Below are 15325 nucleotides of genomic sequence, written 5' to 3'. Positions count from 1 at the left end.
CGCCTTGACCGAATCGGGCCGGCCGACCAACATGTCGATCCGACCGACGCGGCCGCGACGGTCCTCGCGCGTCCGAGCAGGAGGAGATGTTCCATGAGAGCGTTCATCAAGGTCGCGGCGATCATGACCCTGGCCGCGCCGACGCCGGCGAGCGCCGGGGACCGCGAGATCGTCGGCCCGCCGCCCGGCGCCCGGATCGTCCTGGAGCCGGGATCGCTCCGCGTCGTCCTGCCCGAGTCCCGGATCCGGCGCGGGCTGGGCCCCGCCGACGACGACTTCCGGACCGCGATCCGGCCCGCGGCCGACGCGCGCGGCGAGGCGCTTCGTTTCCAGGAGGGATTCGCCGCCGCCTTCGCCGAGGCCGACTCCCGCCCGCCGGAGCGGGCCGCGCACTTCAACTGGCTGCCGCACTACGACGACCACACGGTCCGGCACGCCGGCTGGCGCGGCGAGATCCGGCGGGCCGAGCGCCAGGGCGACGGCTCGTGGCGGGTCGAGGTCCGCATGACGCCGCTCCTTCGGTCGACGACCCTCAAGACGCTGATCCTGGATTACGTCGAGGAGACCTACCGCGTGCGGGGGGACGCGATCGAGCAGGTCGGCTCGGACGCCGCGACGCCTCGGCCTCAACTCCAGGCCTTCCCGGTGCATTTCTGACCTGGCGTTCGTCCCCGCCGGCCAAGAGACCGAGGCGGCCGTTCGCCTCCAATACCCGGCCGGCGGCGACGAAGAACCGGGAGCTTTTCGATCTCTCGCTCCGTCGCACGATGGGCCCCAGCCATGTCGCATCCGAATCGCCTGCTCGGCCTCCCCTCCTGGAGTTGGTTCGCGATCTCCCCGTCGCTGATCGCCGCGGCCGTCCTGGCGCCGTGGCCCGGCGCGGCGGCGGACCCCGCGGAGGGGTTGTTCCGCGAGCCGGTGTTGGTGGCCCACGCCCCGGCGGCGGCCGGCCCCGACGCGCCGGGGGACCGGATCGTCCCTTACGGCCGGCATGAAGGGGCGGGGCCGGTCTTCGCCCTCGGGGTGCAGACCACCCATCGCGAGTCGGTCTCGCGGCGCCTCGGCTGGTCGCCCGGCGCGACCTTCCCCGACCTCGGGTTCTTCCGCCGTCGCGACTCCTGGCGCTACGAGTTGACGGGGCAGCGCTACGACGCGGCCGGCAAATCCCTGCCCCGCGAAAGCTGGTGGCTCCCGGCCGACGAGGCCGCGGCGCTGCGGCCGCTGGCGGTCGCCGAGCTGGACCGGCGTTCCGGCCCGGCGCGGCGTGGGGCGGAGCTGGCCCGGTTGCTGGACGAGGGGGCCGAACGCGAGTCGTGGGCGAGCTGGCAGAACGCCCTCGTGCTGGCGGCCTGGCTCTCCGTCCCCATGGCGCTCCTCGCCTGCGTCCGCCCGAAGGCGGCCGGCAAGGAGGAATCGGCCGCGGAGGCGATGCGCGAGGTCTGAGCGTGGTGAGGGCGGGCCTCGCGGGTCCCATATTCTCGCGGCCTCGCGCACGAAAACGGGCGCCGCGCGCCGAGGATTCTCGGCGGGCGACGCCCGGGTGGCGGCATGGCAGACCGGCTCACGCGGCGTGGGGGCCGCTCGCGGTCACTTCTTCGGTTCGGGCTGGGCCTCGGCGCCCTTGCCCTTGAAGTCGCCGGCGGTGACGACGGAGAACTTGGAGAAGTCGACGTACTTCTTCAGCGCGGCGTCGACGGCGGCGGCGTCCAGCTCCTTGACCTTGGCCTCGACCTCGGCGTCGAACTGGAGCGTCCGGCCGAGGAAGAGGTTGTTGGCGAGGCTGGAGGCCAGCGAGCCGTCCTCGGTCCGGCCGATCTCCTCGCGGCGGAGCCAGCCGTCCTTCGCCTTGGTCAGCTCCTCGGCGGTGACGCCTTCCTTGACGAGCCGGGCGACCTCCTCGCTCACGCCGGCCTCGACCTTGGCGAGGTTGCGCGGGTTGTAGATCGCCATGATCATGACCGTGCCGCGGGGGTCGATCGGCGAGGCGTTGAACATCGAGGCCGCCGAGTAAGACAGGCCCCCCTTGCCGCGGAGCCGGTCGGCGATCCGCGACGAGATCGAGCCGCCGCCCAGGATGAAGTTGCCGACCGAGAGCGCCGGGTAGTCCGGGGCGTCGTCCTTCAGGGGGAAGACGGTCCCGGCCAGGTACATGGCGTTCTCCTTGTCGGGCGTCTCGATGGTCTCGATCGCCGGCTTCAGGCCCTCCTGATAGGGCCGCTCGACGCGGGCGTAGGGCTTGGAGGCCTTCCAGCCCTCGAGCATCTTGGCGACGATCGGCAGGACCTCCGACGGCTCGAAGTCGCCGACGACCGCCAGCTCGCCGACGTTGGCGCCGACGTACTCGTTATAGAGCTGCTTGACCTGGTCGATCGAGGCTTCCTTGACGCGGGCGATGGTCTCGTCGGGCGTCGGCGTGTAGCGGACGTCGTCCGCCGGGTACGACGACAGGAGCCGCTGGAGGCGGTTGGAGGCCAGCGTCGTGGGCTCGGTCTTCGCCGACTCCAGCTGGGCGAGCCGGCCGGTCTTCTGGACCTCGAACTCCTCGGCGGGCAGCAGGGGCTCGCGGAGGACCTGGCGGAGGATCTCCAGCGCGGCCGGCAGGTTGGCCCGCTTCGTCTCCAGGGCGAAGCCGATCGCCCCCGGCCCGCCGCCGCGCGGCGAGAGCCGGGCGAAGTTCTTGTCCAGCTCGTCCTGGACCTGCTGCTTGGTGAGGTTCTTGGTCCCGCCCCGGAGCATCAGGTTGGGGAGGAAGTCGGCGGCGGTCGTCAGGCCCTTGAGGTTCTCGGCGTCGCCGTAGCGGAGCGTGATCACCAGGTTGACGGTCTCGCCGCGGGTCTTCTTGGGGAGCAGGGCGACCTTCACCCCCTCGATCTGCGAGGGCCGCTGGACGCGGGCCTCGATGGCCTCGGGGCTGGTGTCGAACGTCTCGCCGGTGGACTTGGCCTCGCGGCCCTTGTAGTCGGCGACGAGCGCCTTGACGTCCGGGTTGGCCGGGATCGGCGTGCGTTCGGGCTTGTCCGACGGGATGAAGAAGCCGACGGTGCGGTTGCTGGGCTCGAAGTAGGCCGCGGCCACCCGCTTGACGTCCTCGGGCGTGACCTTCTCCATGCGGTCGCGGGCCAGGAAGTACAGCCGCCAGTCGCCCTGCGCGGCCCACTCGCTCAGCTCGGTGGCGATCGAGTTGGGGTCGGCGGCCGCCATCTCGAAGTTCTTGGTGTAGCGGCGGACGGCGCGTTCGACTTCCTCGGCCGTCACCCCCTCGTCGGCGACCTTCTTCAGCTCGTCGTAGATCACGTCGCGGACCTTCTCCAGCTCGGCCCGGTCCTTGGTGTTCACCCGGGCGATGATGCTGAAGAGGCCGGGGTCGTGCGAGGGGGAGGAGCCGCCGCCGACGCTGGCCGCCTTGCGGGTCTCGACCAGGGCCTTGTACAGCCGGCCCGAGGGCTGCGACGACAGGACGTCCGCCAGGACGTCCAGCGCCGGATAGTCCGGGTGCGGGCCCGAGGGGACGTGGTAGGCCAGGCCGACGACGCCGACGTCGCCGACGCGGCGGAGGGTGACGAACCGCTCGCCGTCCTGCGCGGGCTCCTCGGTGTAGGTCTTCGGCAGCGTGCGGTCCGGCTTGGGGATCGCGCCGAAGTACTTGACGATCAGGTCCTTGGCCTTGGCCTCGTCGAACTTGCCGGCGACGACGAGCATGGCGTTGTCGGGCTGGTAGAACTTCTTGTAGAAGGCCCGCAGGTTGTCGACCGGGACGCGCTCGATGTCGGTGCGGTTGCCGATCGTGGACTTGCCGTAGTTGTGCCAGTCGTAGGCCGCCGAGGCCAGCCGCTGGAACAGCACGCCGATCGGGTTGTTCTCGCCGCGCTCGAACTCGTTGCGGACGACGGAGAACTCGGTCGCCAGGTCCTCGGGCTTGATCGGGCTGTTGACCATGCGGTCGGCCTCGAGCCGGAGGGCGAACTCCAGGTTGTCGTCGGTCGCCGTCAGGGTCTCGAAGTAGTTGGTGCGGTCGTCGCTGGTCGTGCCGTTGAACTGGGCCCCGCGCTCCTTGAAGACGCCCGGGATGTCGGGATGGTCCGGCGTCCCCTTGAAGACCATGTGCTCCAGCAGGTGGGCCATGCCGGTCTCGCCGTAGCCCTCGTGGCGCGAGCCCACGAAGTAGGTCACGGCCACCGTCACCTTGGGCTTGGAGGGATCCGGGAAGAGCAGCACCTGCATGCCGTTGGGGAGCCGGTACTCGGTGATCCCCTCGACCGAGGCGACCTGTTCGAGCGGCCCCTTGGCCTGGGCGCGGGCGGCCCCCGCCGTCGAGACGAGCAACCCCAGGGCCGCGGCCGCCGGGATCGCCTTCATCAGCGTGATTCTCATTCGCTTTCCTTGATCAGAATGGACGGGACGTTCCAGAGTTCCTTCATCGTGATTCGTCCTTGAACGGTCGCGATCCGGGCCCCGATCGCGCCGCGGGTCAGGGAGAGGAGGGGGGTTCGGGGGCGGCCTCGGGCGCCGGCGTCTCGGGCGGAGTCGGCGGCGCGGTCGCCGGCGTCTCGAGTGCCGGCTTCGGCTCCGGTTTGGCTGCGGGTTCGGGGTCCGGCCGGGGCTCGGCGTCGGGCTTCGGCGCCGGGGCGGGGGCCGCGACGAGGGGGGTGACGATCATCGCGCCGTCCTTGACCTCGATCGAGGCGATCCGGCGGAGGAACGAGCGGGTCCGGCGGCCTTCCTCGTCGATCTCGCCGTCGTCGGGCCCGTCGTCGAGCATGATGTCGGAGGCGCTCAGGACGTCGCGGACGGCCTCGGGGAGCTCCTTGCCGTCGGCGACCATCGAGACGAACTCCAGCGACAGCGAGCCGTCCTTCACGGCGGCCTTCACCTCGGCCTCGGCGTTGAGGTAGCGGCCCCGGGTCAGGCTGAAATCCTTGAGCTCGGCCAGCGGGAAGCTCACCTTGGCCTTGATCTTGTCCCCTTCCAGCGTGAGGTAGACGCGGTCCTTGAGCCGGGGCGACTGCTGGATCAGGGCGTTCAGGTCGTCGCTGCCGAGGACCAGCGGCGGGACGGCCTCGCCGGCCTCCACGGCGTCGCGGAAGGCGGTCATCCGCGCCACGGACCGCTCGCGGTCGGCCTCGCCCAGGGCGAGCTTGGGGAGTTCCACCGGCGCGGTGGCGGTGTACACGTCGCGATAACGCATGACCGTGCGGTACGCCAGGAAGGCCCCCAGCGCCAGGGCCAGCGTCAGCAGCACCGAGACGACGATGGCGACGACGCAGCCGTAGAACAGGCAGCCGCGCCTCCGGGGCTCGGGGTCGTAGCCCGGGAAGCCCTTCTTGTCCGGGTCGACGGACTGGAAGTCGGGATCGAAGCTTTCCAATTGTCCCTCGGAGCGTGGAACACGTCGCGACGATCCGTCGCGCGAGGCGGCCCCTCCGTGGACCTCGGCCGACGCCTCGATCTTCCCCGAACCCGCCCCGAAAGGGAAGAGGCGGGCCTGGGCGGAACGCTCAGTCGGCCGCCTCGGCCGGCTCCTCGAACCGCGTCGGAGCCACCAGCGCCGCGACGCCCGCCGAGGTGAACAGGGCCACAAGCGCCCGGGCCAGCAGCCGCGACTCCCGGCTGTTCGAGATCGGCTGCGTGGTCGCGTCGAGCGGGAACGCCGCCGCCGCCAGCAGCTCGAACGCCGCCGCGCCCAGGATCCCGCCGATCAGGCCCCCGACCATCCCCAGCAGGGCCCGCCGACCGCCCCCCATGCCGACCCCGAACGCCAGGCCGCCCGTCGCGCCCACCGCGCCCCAGACCGCCCCCAGGGCGAGCACCGCGTAGGCCACGTCCAGGTCCCTCAACTCGGGACGGTTCATCGCGCGGGCGTAGATCGGCAGCACGCCCATCGAGGCGCCCACGCCCGCCGCCGTCCCCAGCGCCGCGCCCAGCAGGCCCGCCGCCAGGCCCGCGCGGGGGGCCGAGCGGACCATCCCGCCGGCGATCCCCAGCAGCAGCCCCAGCAGGCCCCCCAGGAAGCCGAAGGCCACCGACGCGTTGCCGACCAGCGCGCGGATCGTCGCGGTGAAGTCGGCCTCGGTCAGCCCTCGGGGGCCCCCTCCGGCGGCCGGAGGAGGGGGGGCGTCGACGACGAACCAGTCGAGCATCCACTCGCCGGCGATCCACGACGCCAGGCCCGCCAGCCCCCCGCCGGCCAGCGCCCACGCCCAGACCTGCGCCGCGCGCGGCCGCGCGACGCCGTGGTCCTGGAGCGGGCCGAGCTTGACGTGCAGGTCCACGGCCGACGCCGGGGTCGGCTCGGCCGCCGCGATCGCCTCCGGCGGCGGCGCCTCGGCCTCGGTGCTCGCGGCCGGTTCCGTCGCGGACGAAGGGGGATCGGCGGGCGTGTCCGACATGGTCGTCGTCCTTCTCGGCAAGGCGTCGCGGCGGCGCGGGGAGGGGCCCTCGCCACGATTACAACGCGCCCGAAGGGCGGCGTAAAGGAGGGATCGGCCTCAGGCTTGGGGCTCTCGCAAGCTCCAGCCCCGCGCCATCTCCGCCTCGGAGTCCGACCAGCGGTGGCCCCAGGCCCGCCAGACCGCGAAGACGGCCGCGACGACCGCGCCCTCCTCGGACGCCGGGTCGTGCAGGTCGCCCGCGATCTCCAGCACCGCGACCCCGAAGCGATCGCGATCGACCGCCCCCCGGGCCGACCGCGCCCCCGAGAGCGCAGCGGCCGCGAACGACGCGGGCGCGCCGCAGGTGCAGCGGAGATGCGAGTCCTCGCGACGGTCGGGCCGCTCCACCGCGACGCGGACCGTGACGACGAGCGGGAGCGACCCCGAGTCGCTGACGACCGTGGCGGTCCCGTGGAGCATCGGACGACGCCTCCGGTGGGGTGGCGGGGTACCGCCGAGGTCGGCGCGCCGCCCTCCAGGCCGGGGGGCGGCGCGCCGCGAGAGCGGCGGGACGTCAGCCGGCCTTGAAGCCGGGGATCGGGATCGGGGCGACCGGGAGCGGGTCGGGGCCGAAGGCGTACGACGGCGGGCTCAGGTCCTCGGTCGAGTCGAGGATCTGCTCCGGGGTGATGATCTCGCCGGTGTACGCGGCCTGGCGGCCCATGATGCCCAGCAGGGTGGAGTGCGCGGCCTGCTCGCCGTTGTTGATGATCTTGCCGGCCCGGAGCGCGGCGTACATCTCGTCGTGCTCGACCTGGTACATGTCGTACTTCTTGGTGTCGCCGGTGTCGCGATAGCGCCACTTGTTCTTGCCGCTGATCGAGTTGCCGAAGACGTCGGCCGTCCCGTCGCTGCCGAGGATGTAGTCCTTCACCCGGTTCGACGTGTTGACCCAGTGGCGGCACTGGTGGTACCCGCGCACCTCGTTCGGGTACTCGTACACGATCGAGAAGTGGTCGTAGATGTTGCCGTACTTCGCGTCGGTGCGCGACTGCCGGCCGCCCACGCCGAAGCAGCGCTCGGGGAGCTTGTCGCCCATCGCCCAGCCCATCGTGTCCAGGCCGTGGATGGCCTGCTCGACGATGTGGTCGCCGGAGAGCCAGTTGTAGTAGTACCAGTTGCGCTGCTGGAACTCCATGTCCGAGCCGCACTGCTCGCGGGTCTTGCGCGGCTCCCAGACGCCCGAGGAATTGTAGGTCGTCTCGATGGTGCGGATGTCGCCGATCCGGCCCTCGAAGACCTGCTTCATGGTCTCGCGACGGGGCGGGTGGTACCGCCAGCAGAAGCCGTTGACGATCGAGACGTCCTTGGCCTTGGCGTCCTGGACGGCCTTCAGGAACTTGCGGAGGCCGGGGCCGTCGACGGCCATCGGCTTCTCGACGAACGCGTGGACGCCCTTCTCGACCGCGTAGGCCGTGTGGATCGGCCGGAAGTGCGGCGTGGTCGCCAGCACGACCACGTCCACCTGGTCGATCACCTGCTTGTAGGCGTCGAACCCGGTGTAGCAGTGGTCCTTGTCGACCGTCACCCGCGAGCCGACCGCCGAGCCCTTGAGCGCCGAGAGGCTCTCCTCAAGCCGGTCGCCGAACAGGTCGCCGACGGCGACCAGCCGGGTGCCGCTGTCGGCCGTGAGGGCCTGCTCCGCCGCGCCGGTCCCGCGCCCGCCCGAGCCCACCAGGCCGATCTTGATGGTGTCGCTGCCGGCCGCGTGGACCATCGGGACCCACGAGGCCAGGGCCGCCGCCCCCGCCGCCGCGGTCGTCGTCTCCTTCAAGAACCGCCGCCGGGTGGAAGCCTCGTTCGCGCAGGGTCGCTCGGTCACGGCAATGTCTCCTGATGGGTGGATGGAGCGGGGCCGTCCGGCCGGACGTCCCGGCGGCGAGGCGCGGGCGGGGGGGAGGGTGCGCCGGGCCGCACGTCCCGAGCCTCGCGCCGCCAGATGCGGGCGAGGTCCGGCGGGCGGCCTCCCGACGCGACCATCCTAACCCACGCCCGACCCGTTGCCAAACAAGAAATGGACGCCACGCCGACGGCCGTTCCGCGAGATCCCCCTTGCCAACACCTACACCTGTAGGTAATTTCGCCTACAAGCGTAGGCATCACGACACGCCCCGCCCCAGGGGCCCTCGAACGGAGGTGACGGTCATGACGGGCGACGACGAGGCGGACGGCCAGGCCCCGGCCCTTTCCGAGGCGCAACTCGCGATCATGCGGGTCGTCTGGGACAGGGGGGAGGCCACCGTGGCCGAGGTGTGGAAGGCCCTGGCGGCCGAGCGGACCCTGGCGCGGAACACGGTCCTGACGATGATGACCCGGCTGGAGGAGAAGGGCTGGCTCCGCCGCACGGCCGAGGGCCGCGCCTTCCGCTACGCCGCCGCCCAGCCCCGCGAGCAGGTGCTCGGCGGCCTGGTCGGCCGGCTGCTCGACACGGCCTTCGGCGGCTCGACCGAGGGCCTGATCCTGACCCTCCTGAAGGAGCGCGGGGTCTCCCGCGACGAAGCGAAGCGGATCCGCAAGCTGATCGACGAGGCCCGCAAGACCGAAAAGGAGTGAGGCATGAGCACGACAGGATGGTTCGATCTCCACGCCGCCTTCCCGGCCCTGCTCGGGATGTCCCTGGTCGCCGCCTCGGCGATCGCCCCGGCGCTCCTGGCCGGCCTCGCGCTCCGGAGACGGGCCGACCTCCGCCACGCCGCCGGGTCCGCCGCGCTGGCGGTCGCGATCCTGAGCCCCGCCCTCTGGGCGTTCGGCCCCGCGATCCCGCTCCCGACCATCCGGGCCACCCCGGGCGAGCCGCCGGCACCGCCCGCCCCGGCCCCATCGCCGAGGCCCGCCCCGCCGGTCTCCGAGGCCCCCGCCGCGCCCGATCCCGCACCGATCGTCGCGGCCCCCGCGCCGCCCATCCCGGCCGCTTCGAGCCTCCGTGCGGACGAGCCCCGGGCGACGGTCGCCCCCGTCGTGTCCTGGCCCCGCCGGCCGAGGGCGGCGGTCGCGGCGACCTGGCTGCTCGGCTCGCTGGCGCTCCTGGTCCACCTGGCCCGGGGCCTGGTCCGCGTCGCCCGCCTGCGGCGCGACGCCCGGCCGTTCGCGGACGACGCGCTCCTGGCGCGCGTCGCCGAGGCCCTGGGAGTGTCGATGGACCGCCTGCCGTCCGTCGCCGTCTCACCGCACGCCCCGCAGCCGCTGACGCTCGGCGTCTTCCACCCGCTGGTCCTGCTCCCCGATTCGGTCGTCGACCGCCTGTCGCCCGAGGCCCTCCGCGACGTCCTCGTCCACGAGTGCGCCCACGCCCTCCGCCGCGACTCCCTCGTCGGCCTGCTCCAGCGCCTGGCGACGGCCCTCCACTGGCCGAACCCCTTCATCCACGCCCTGAACCGATCGCTCGACGCGGCCCGCGAGGACCTCTGCGACAACCACGCCCTGCGCTCCGCCCGCCCCGCCGACTACGCCGCCAGCCTCCTCGCCGTCGCCGAACTCCGCCCGGAGCAGCCCCTCGACCCCCGCCTCGCGCTCCCCATCCTCGCCCGCCGCGAGCCCCTCGAATCCCGCGTCGCCCGCCTCCTCGACCCCCGCCGCAACCCCCGAACCCGTGCCTCCCGCCCCCTGGCCGCCGCCCTGACCCTCGCCGCCCTGGCGACGGGCCTCGCCGCGGCCGGGGTCCAGCACGACGGCCCCGAATCCCCGCCGGTTGTCGATCGCCCGCTCGACTCGTCGAAGCTGCGCATCGCGGGCCAGGTCGTCGACGAGGCCGGCGTCCCCCAGCCCGGTGCCCGCGTCCTCGCCTGGAGCGGCCACCTTCTCCCCGATCGGAGCCTGACCACGACCGATGCCGAGGGTCGATTCTCGGTCGACCTCGACCTCCGGGCGATCCACATCTCCGTCTCCGCCTCGTCATCGGATGGGCTGAAATTCTCGGGACCGGAGCGGATTCATCAGGATCTCGCGGGCCCGCCCCCACGGGACCTGAGACTCGCCCTGAAGTCCACCCGCGAGACGGTCGTCCGGGTGACCGACGCCGATCAGCGGCCGGTCGCGGACGCCGTGGTCTACTCACCGATGGCCGATATCGGCTGGGATCGCTCGCCCCGCACCGACGCTCGCGGCGAGGCGACCCTCCGCCTCCCCGCGGACGGGTGGGAGGGCGACATCCTGGCCTTCAAGCCTGGCGTCGGGCTCGATTTCCTCGCAAGGCCACGGCAGAGGAATGCGGCCGAAGCCCAATCGAGGGTCGACCTGATCCTTGACGGCGCAAAGACCGTCCGATTCCGAGCGGTCGACACCAGCGGCCGCCCTATTCCGGGCCTGACGCTCGCACCGTCGACCATCAGCAAGGGGCTCACTCTCTATTCGAGCGTGCTCCCTCACTGCCCGGAGTCTCGCGCCACGACCGACGCCGACGGGAACGTCGCCTTCGACTTCATCCCCCGGAACGCCGTGCACCGGGTCGGGGTCCACGTCCTTTCGCAAGAGTATCAAACCGTAATGGAATCGCCGAGCTACGACCTTCGGGTCGCCGAGCAGGTCGTCGACGTGTACCTGGTCCGCCCAGTATCAGCTTCGGGTCGCGTCCTCGCCGTCGACGGCTCGCCCGCCGCCGGGATCCTGGTCAAGGCCCTAGGACGCAATACCGACACCGAGAATGGCCACGCGACGACCACGCGTACGGCGGCCGACGGGTCCTATCGGCTCTCCCTCTTCCCCGAGCGGACCTATTCGGTCGCGGTCGAAGACGAACGGTTCACGGCGAGGAGCCGGCACCAGATCGTCCCTCCCGAGGGGGCGAGCCTGTCCGGTCTTGATTTTAACCTGGCACCGGGCGTCTTTCTCAAAGGCCGGGTCACCGACGCGGACGGTCGCCCGCTCGCCGGGGAGCGCGTCCGGATCTTCGAGGAGGGGGGTCGGACCCGCCCGCCGAGCGTCGGCGACCGTCCAGGCCGTTCGGTGTACTGGAACCAGGAGAACGCCGGCTTCTGGCGGTACACCCTCACCGACGAGGACGGCCGCTACAAGCTCCTCATCCCGCCGGGCGTCTACCGCCTCCCCTTGAAAGACGGCTTCTGGGAGAAACCGACGAGAATCGGCGGCCAGGGGGAGTACGTCTATGATTATAAGCAACCGGGGCAGCCGCCGAGCCGGGGGCGTCATGCGCTCTCCGTGACAGTCCGTCGCGACGGACCAAGGGGCCCGATCGTCCCGCAGGCCCGCGTCGAGGCGAGCGCCGTATGGGGGCGTCCCTGGTTCTCCTACGGGGGAGGCGAGACCAACGCCCGGGGACGGCTCGAGGCCAGCTTGTCGCTTCACTCCCAGATCGAGCCAGGGCCGATCCACCTCTACGCCCGGTCGCCCGACGGCTCATTCGCCGGACTGGCGACCGCCGGCCCCGAGGACGCCGAGGCTACGATCATCCTGAAGCCGGCGGCTTCGATCCGGGGACGCGTCGTACTCAACGGTGAGACTCCGATCCCATCGGCCCGAATCTCCGTCAAGGTCGCCCCGCCGGAATCGCCGGAATCTGCAGTGTATCTCGACCTTTACTGCGATTTCGAGGGGCGGTTCGCCGTCACCGGGATCCCCGTCGGGTCCCTCGTGAAAGCGGACGCCGCGCCTCGATACAGTTCGGGGGGCAAGGCCGAAGTCGTGGCGCATGGACTGGAGCCGATCGCCCTCCCCGACCTATCGCTGTCGAGGCTCGATCCGGACTTCTGAACCGAGCGTCGCCCGCTCCCCGCTTCGGTTTTGCTGGAGTCACCCGCCGGCGGCGCCTACAATGCGACGGCCGATGATCCGCCGGCGCGGCGGCCGGCCCGGAGCCGGATCGAAAGCCAGGGGGCGGGCATGGCGCAAACGGTCAGCGAGGTCTTTATCGACACGCTCCTCGCCGCAGGGGTGAAGCGGGTCTATGGGGTGGTGGGGGATTCGCTCAACGGGCTGACGGAGGTGATCCGCAAGCGCGAGGGGATCGACTGGATGCACGTCCGGCACGAGGAGGTCGCCGCGTTCGCCGCGGGGGCCGAGGCGCACCTGACAGGCGAGCTGGCCGTCTGCGCCGGGAGCTGCGGGCCGGGGAACCTCCACCTCATCAACGGCCTGTACGACTGCCACCGCAGCCGCGTCCCCGTGCTGGCCATCGCGGCGCAGATCCCCAGCAGCGAACTGGGCTCCAACTACTTCCAGGAGACCAATCCCCAGCTCCTGTTCAAGGATTGCAGCCATTATTGCGAGTTCATCTCGCAGCCCGAGCACGCGATCCGCGTCCTGGGGATCGCCATGCGGACGGCGATCGCGAGGAAGGGAGTGGCCGTCGTGATCATCCCCGGCGACGTGGCGCTGCGGGCCTGCTCGTCGGAGCCGGCCTTCCTCGCGCTCGACTACGCCCCCTCGACCCTGCTGCCGCCGGCCGACTCGATCGACGCCGCGGCCGACATGCTGAACGTGGCCGACCGCGTGACGATCCTCGGCGGCGCGGGCTGCGCCGGGGCCCACGACGAGCTGATGGCGGCGGCGGGCAAGCTCAAGGCGCCCATCGTCCACGCCATGCGCGGCAAGGAATTCATCGAGCCCGACAACCCGTACGACGTGGGGATGACCGGCCTGCTGGGCTTCGCCTCCGGCTACCACGCGATGATGAACTGCGACGCCCTGCTCATGCTGGGGACCGACTTCCCCTACCCGCAGTTCTACCCCACCGGCGCGAAGATCATCCAGGTCGACGTGCGCGGCGAGCAGATCGGCCGCCGCACGAAGGTGGACCTGGGCCTGGTCGGCGGCGTGAAGGAGACCCTGGCGGCCCTGGCCCCGAAGCTGGCCGACAAGGCCGACCGCCGCTACCTGGACGACTGCCTGGAGCACTACGCGAAGGCCCGCAAGGACCTCGACGCGCTGGCCGTGGGCGAGCCCGGCCGCAAGCCGATCCACCCCCAGTTCCTCACCCGCGAGATCGACGCCCTGGCGGCCGAGAACGCCGTCTTCACCTGCGACGTCGGCACCCCGACCATCTGGGCCGCCCGATATCTGCACATGAACGGCCGCCGCCGGCTGCTCGGCTCGTTCGCGCACGGCTCGATGGCGAACGCCCTGTCGCAGGCCGTCGGCGCGCAGGCGGCGCAGCCCGGCCGGCAGGTCGTCAGCCTGAGCGGCGACGGCGGCCTGGCGATGCTCCTGGGCGACCTGCTCACGCTCCGCCAGCTCAAGCTTCCGGCCAAGGTGATCGTCTACAACAACAGCTCCCTCGGCTTCGTCGAGCTGGAGATGAAGGCCGCCGGCCTGCTCGACTACGGCACCGACCTGGTCAACCCGAACTTCGCCAGGCTCGCCGAATCGGCCGACATCCTGGGCATCCGCGTCGAGGACCCCGCCGAGGTCCGCCCGGCCCTGCAACGCGCGTTCGCCCACGACGGCCCCGCGCTCGTCGACGTGGTCGTCAACCGCCAGGAGCTGGCGATGCCGCCGACGATCTCGGCCTCCCAGGCCCTCGGCTTCAGCCTCTACCTCCTCCGCGCCGTCATCGGCGGCCGGGGCGACGAAGTGATCGACCTGGCCCGGACCAACTTCCTGCCGCGAGGCTGAATGGAGGCCGCGACGTGGACGAACCGGGGACGACCACGCCCGCGCGGCCGCTGGTCGAGATTTGCGCCGGCGACCTGCGCTCGGCCCTCGCGGCCGGGCAGGGGGGTGCCGACCGCGTCGAGCTTTGCGACCGCCTCGAAGTCGGCGGGACGACCCCCGGCGCGGGGACGATCGCCGAGGCCTGCCGCCGGCTGACGATCCCCGTCCACGTCCTGATCCGAGTCCGCGCCGGCGACTTCACGCCCGACGAATCCGAGCTGGCCGCGATGCGCGACGACGTCGACGTCGCCCGCCGCCTCGGCGCGTCGGGGGTCGTGTTCGGCGTGCTGCATCGCGACGGGACGATCGATCGCGACGCCACCGCGAGCCTCGTCGAGCTGGCCCGGCCGATGACCGTGACCTTCCACAAGGCATTCGATCAGACGCCGGACCTGGACGAATCGCTGGAGACCTTGATCGACCTGGGCGTCGACCGCGTCCTGACCTCCGGAGGCCGTCCCTCGGCCGAGGAGGGCGTTGAGGCCCTGGCCCGCCTGGTCTCCAGGGCCGGCGACCGCATTGCCGTCCTCATCGCCGGCCGTCTCTCGGTCGCGAACCTCCCGGAGATCGTCCGACGCACCGGCGCCCGCGAGGTCCACCTCGGCTCCGCAGCCGTCGACGCCATCCGCAGCGAATGCCGCTTCACGCCCACGGACGGCTCGTCCCTGGACTGGACCGGCGTCACGCCCGAGAAGGTCCAGGGCGTCATGGATGTCGTCGCAAGCCTCGATGTCGACCGTTGATCACCTCATCGCCTGGGTGGAAGTGACCGTCTGGGACGAATGATCATGCTGCAGAAGCCACAGGCTGTCATCCGCGTTGAGCCGGGCAACCCCGTCTCGACCTCGAATTTCGATCCTACCGACGAAACTCTCGGGGATATGGTCGAGACCCTCTTTCCGTTGGAGACCGACGACGCGAGGCTCATCTGGGCTGGAGTTCCACTCAGACTCAATTACAAATATGACATCAGCATGATGCTCGATGATGTCATTTTGCTGATTCATGAGATTGACGGCCGCCAGCATGGTAGCCTGGCGATCGCCTGGGCGTCCAATGGCTATCCATTCAGTTGGGAAATCAACTGGGAGGCCCTTCATCTTGTCATCCGAGCTTCGCCGCACGACCCTACAAATACAGAACTGATGGGGCGGGAATTAATCCATGACACTGTCCAGGATTTCATCGGCAAGTTGACCCCGATCCTGAGGATCGTGAAAACCGCCGCCATCGCCGCTGGTTACGACATCGCAAGCCTGCGAAATGGAAACTTGCTCCTGCGACTTGCCTCC

General features: G+C 71.3%; 11 protein-coding genes and 1 pseudogene. 7 read left to right on the top strand and 5 right to left on the bottom strand.

Annotated elements, in window-relative coordinates; translation table 11 throughout:
- The first annotated feature begins 93 nt into the window (after positions 1 to 93).
- Together G6O68_RS27170 and G6O68_RS27165 are read left to right on the top strand one after the other, a co-directional pair.
- A complete protein-coding gene (locus G6O68_RS27170; RefSeq protein ID WP_165252091.1) occupies positions 94 to 657 on the top strand; it encodes a hypothetical protein in 564 nt (187 codons plus the stop codon).
- 123 nt (positions 658 to 780) lie between these two features.
- The gene (locus G6O68_RS27165) at positions 781 to 1443 is read left to right on the top strand and encodes a hypothetical protein (RefSeq protein ID WP_165252089.1); all 663 of its coding nucleotides are present in this window, start codon (positions 781 to 783) and stop codon (positions 1441 to 1443) included.
- Between the two features lie 144 nt (positions 1444 to 1587).
- On the opposite strand, the gene G6O68_RS27160 is transcribed toward G6O68_RS27165, so the two are convergent.
- The 5 genes from G6O68_RS27160 to G6O68_RS27140 form a co-directional block, all read right to left on the bottom strand.
- A complete protein-coding gene (locus G6O68_RS27160) occupies positions 1588 to 4371 on the bottom strand; it encodes a M16 family metallopeptidase (RefSeq protein ID WP_165252087.1) in 2784 nt (927 codons plus the stop codon).
- A gap of 97 nt (positions 4372 to 4468) precedes the next feature.
- A complete protein-coding gene (locus tag G6O68_RS27155; protein ID WP_165252085.1) occupies positions 4469 to 5365 on the bottom strand; it encodes a hypothetical protein in 897 nt (298 codons plus the stop codon).
- Between the two features lie 130 nt (positions 5366 to 5495).
- On the bottom strand, positions 5496 to 6386 hold the full coding sequence (locus G6O68_RS27150) for a hypothetical protein (protein WP_165252083.1): 891 nt from the start codon (positions 6384 to 6386) through the stop codon (positions 5496 to 5498).
- Positions 6387 to 6485: 99 nt separating this feature from the next.
- On the bottom strand, positions 6486 to 6848 hold the full coding sequence (locus tag G6O68_RS27145; protein WP_165252081.1) for a hypothetical protein: 363 nt from the start codon (positions 6846 to 6848) through the stop codon (positions 6486 to 6488).
- A gap of 94 nt (positions 6849 to 6942) precedes the next feature.
- Positions 6943 to 8250, bottom strand: a complete 1308-nt coding sequence (locus tag G6O68_RS27140; RefSeq protein ID WP_165252079.1) for a Gfo/Idh/MocA family protein — start codon at positions 8248 to 8250, stop codon at positions 6943 to 6945.
- Positions 8251 to 8573: 323 nt separating this feature from the next.
- Here G6O68_RS27140 and G6O68_RS27135 point away from each other — a divergent pair, with 323 nt between their 5' ends.
- From G6O68_RS27135 to G6O68_RS27115, 5 genes and pseudogenes are all read left to right on the top strand, one after another.
- On the top strand, positions 8574 to 8981 hold the full coding sequence (locus G6O68_RS27135) for a BlaI/MecI/CopY family transcriptional regulator (RefSeq protein WP_165252077.1): 408 nt from the start codon (positions 8574 to 8576) through the stop codon (positions 8979 to 8981).
- A 3-nt stretch (positions 8982 to 8984) separates the two neighbouring features.
- Complete coding sequence (locus G6O68_RS27130; RefSeq protein ID WP_165252075.1) at positions 8985 to 12134, top strand: M56 family metallopeptidase; 3150 nt, start codon at positions 8985 to 8987, stop codon at positions 12132 to 12134.
- A 129-nt stretch (positions 12135 to 12263) separates the two neighbouring features.
- On the top strand, positions 12264 to 13994 hold the full coding sequence (gene poxB / locus G6O68_RS27125; protein WP_165252073.1) for a ubiquinone-dependent pyruvate dehydrogenase: 1731 nt from the start codon (positions 12264 to 12266) through the stop codon (positions 13992 to 13994).
- 14 nt (positions 13995 to 14008) lie between these two features.
- Positions 14009 to 14776: a copper homeostasis protein CutC gene (locus G6O68_RS27120; RefSeq protein WP_165252071.1), complete on the top strand. Its 768-nt coding sequence runs from the start codon at positions 14009 to 14011 to the stop codon at positions 14774 to 14776.
- 45 nt (positions 14777 to 14821) lie between these two features.
- Positions 14822 to 15325: pseudogene (locus tag G6O68_RS27115) on the top strand (hypothetical protein); the annotation flags it as partial.

This window comes from Paludisphaera soli (assembly GCF_011064595.1).
In the GTDB taxonomy this organism is placed as follows: Bacteria; Planctomycetota; Planctomycetia; order Isosphaerales; family Isosphaeraceae; genus Paludisphaera; species Paludisphaera soli.
The sequence above is the reverse complement of the archived record's forward strand: the minus strand, read 5'-3'. Positions and strand labels throughout refer to the sequence as shown.

What these genes read in the sequence shown, in the direction of transcription:
- G6O68_RS27170 (WP_165252091.1), top strand. Translation starts at nt 94, where the DNA reads ATGAGAGCGTTCATCAAGGTCGCGGCGATCATGACCCTGGCCGCGCCG.
- G6O68_RS27165 (WP_165252089.1), top strand. Translation starts at nt 781, where the DNA reads ATGTCGCATCCGAATCGCCTGCTCGGCCTCCCCTCCTGGAGTTGGTTC.
- G6O68_RS27160 (WP_165252087.1), bottom strand. Translation starts at nt 4,371, where the DNA reads ATGAGAATCACGCTGATGAAGGCGATCCCGGCGGCCGCGGCCCTGGGG.
- G6O68_RS27150 (WP_165252083.1), bottom strand. Translation starts at nt 6,386, where the DNA reads ATGTCGGACACGCCCGCCGATCCCCCTTCGTCCGCGACGGAACCGGCC.
- G6O68_RS27145 (WP_165252081.1), bottom strand. Translation starts at nt 6,848, where the DNA reads ATGCTCCACGGGACCGCCACGGTCGTCAGCGACTCGGGGTCGCTCCCG.
- G6O68_RS27135 (WP_165252077.1), top strand. Translation starts at nt 8,574, where the DNA reads ATGACGGGCGACGACGAGGCGGACGGCCAGGCCCCGGCCCTTTCCGAG.
- G6O68_RS27130 (WP_165252075.1), top strand. Translation starts at nt 8,985, where the DNA reads ATGAGCACGACAGGATGGTTCGATCTCCACGCCGCCTTCCCGGCCCTG.
- poxB (WP_165252073.1), top strand. Translation starts at nt 12,264, where the DNA reads ATGGCGCAAACGGTCAGCGAGGTCTTTATCGACACGCTCCTCGCCGCA.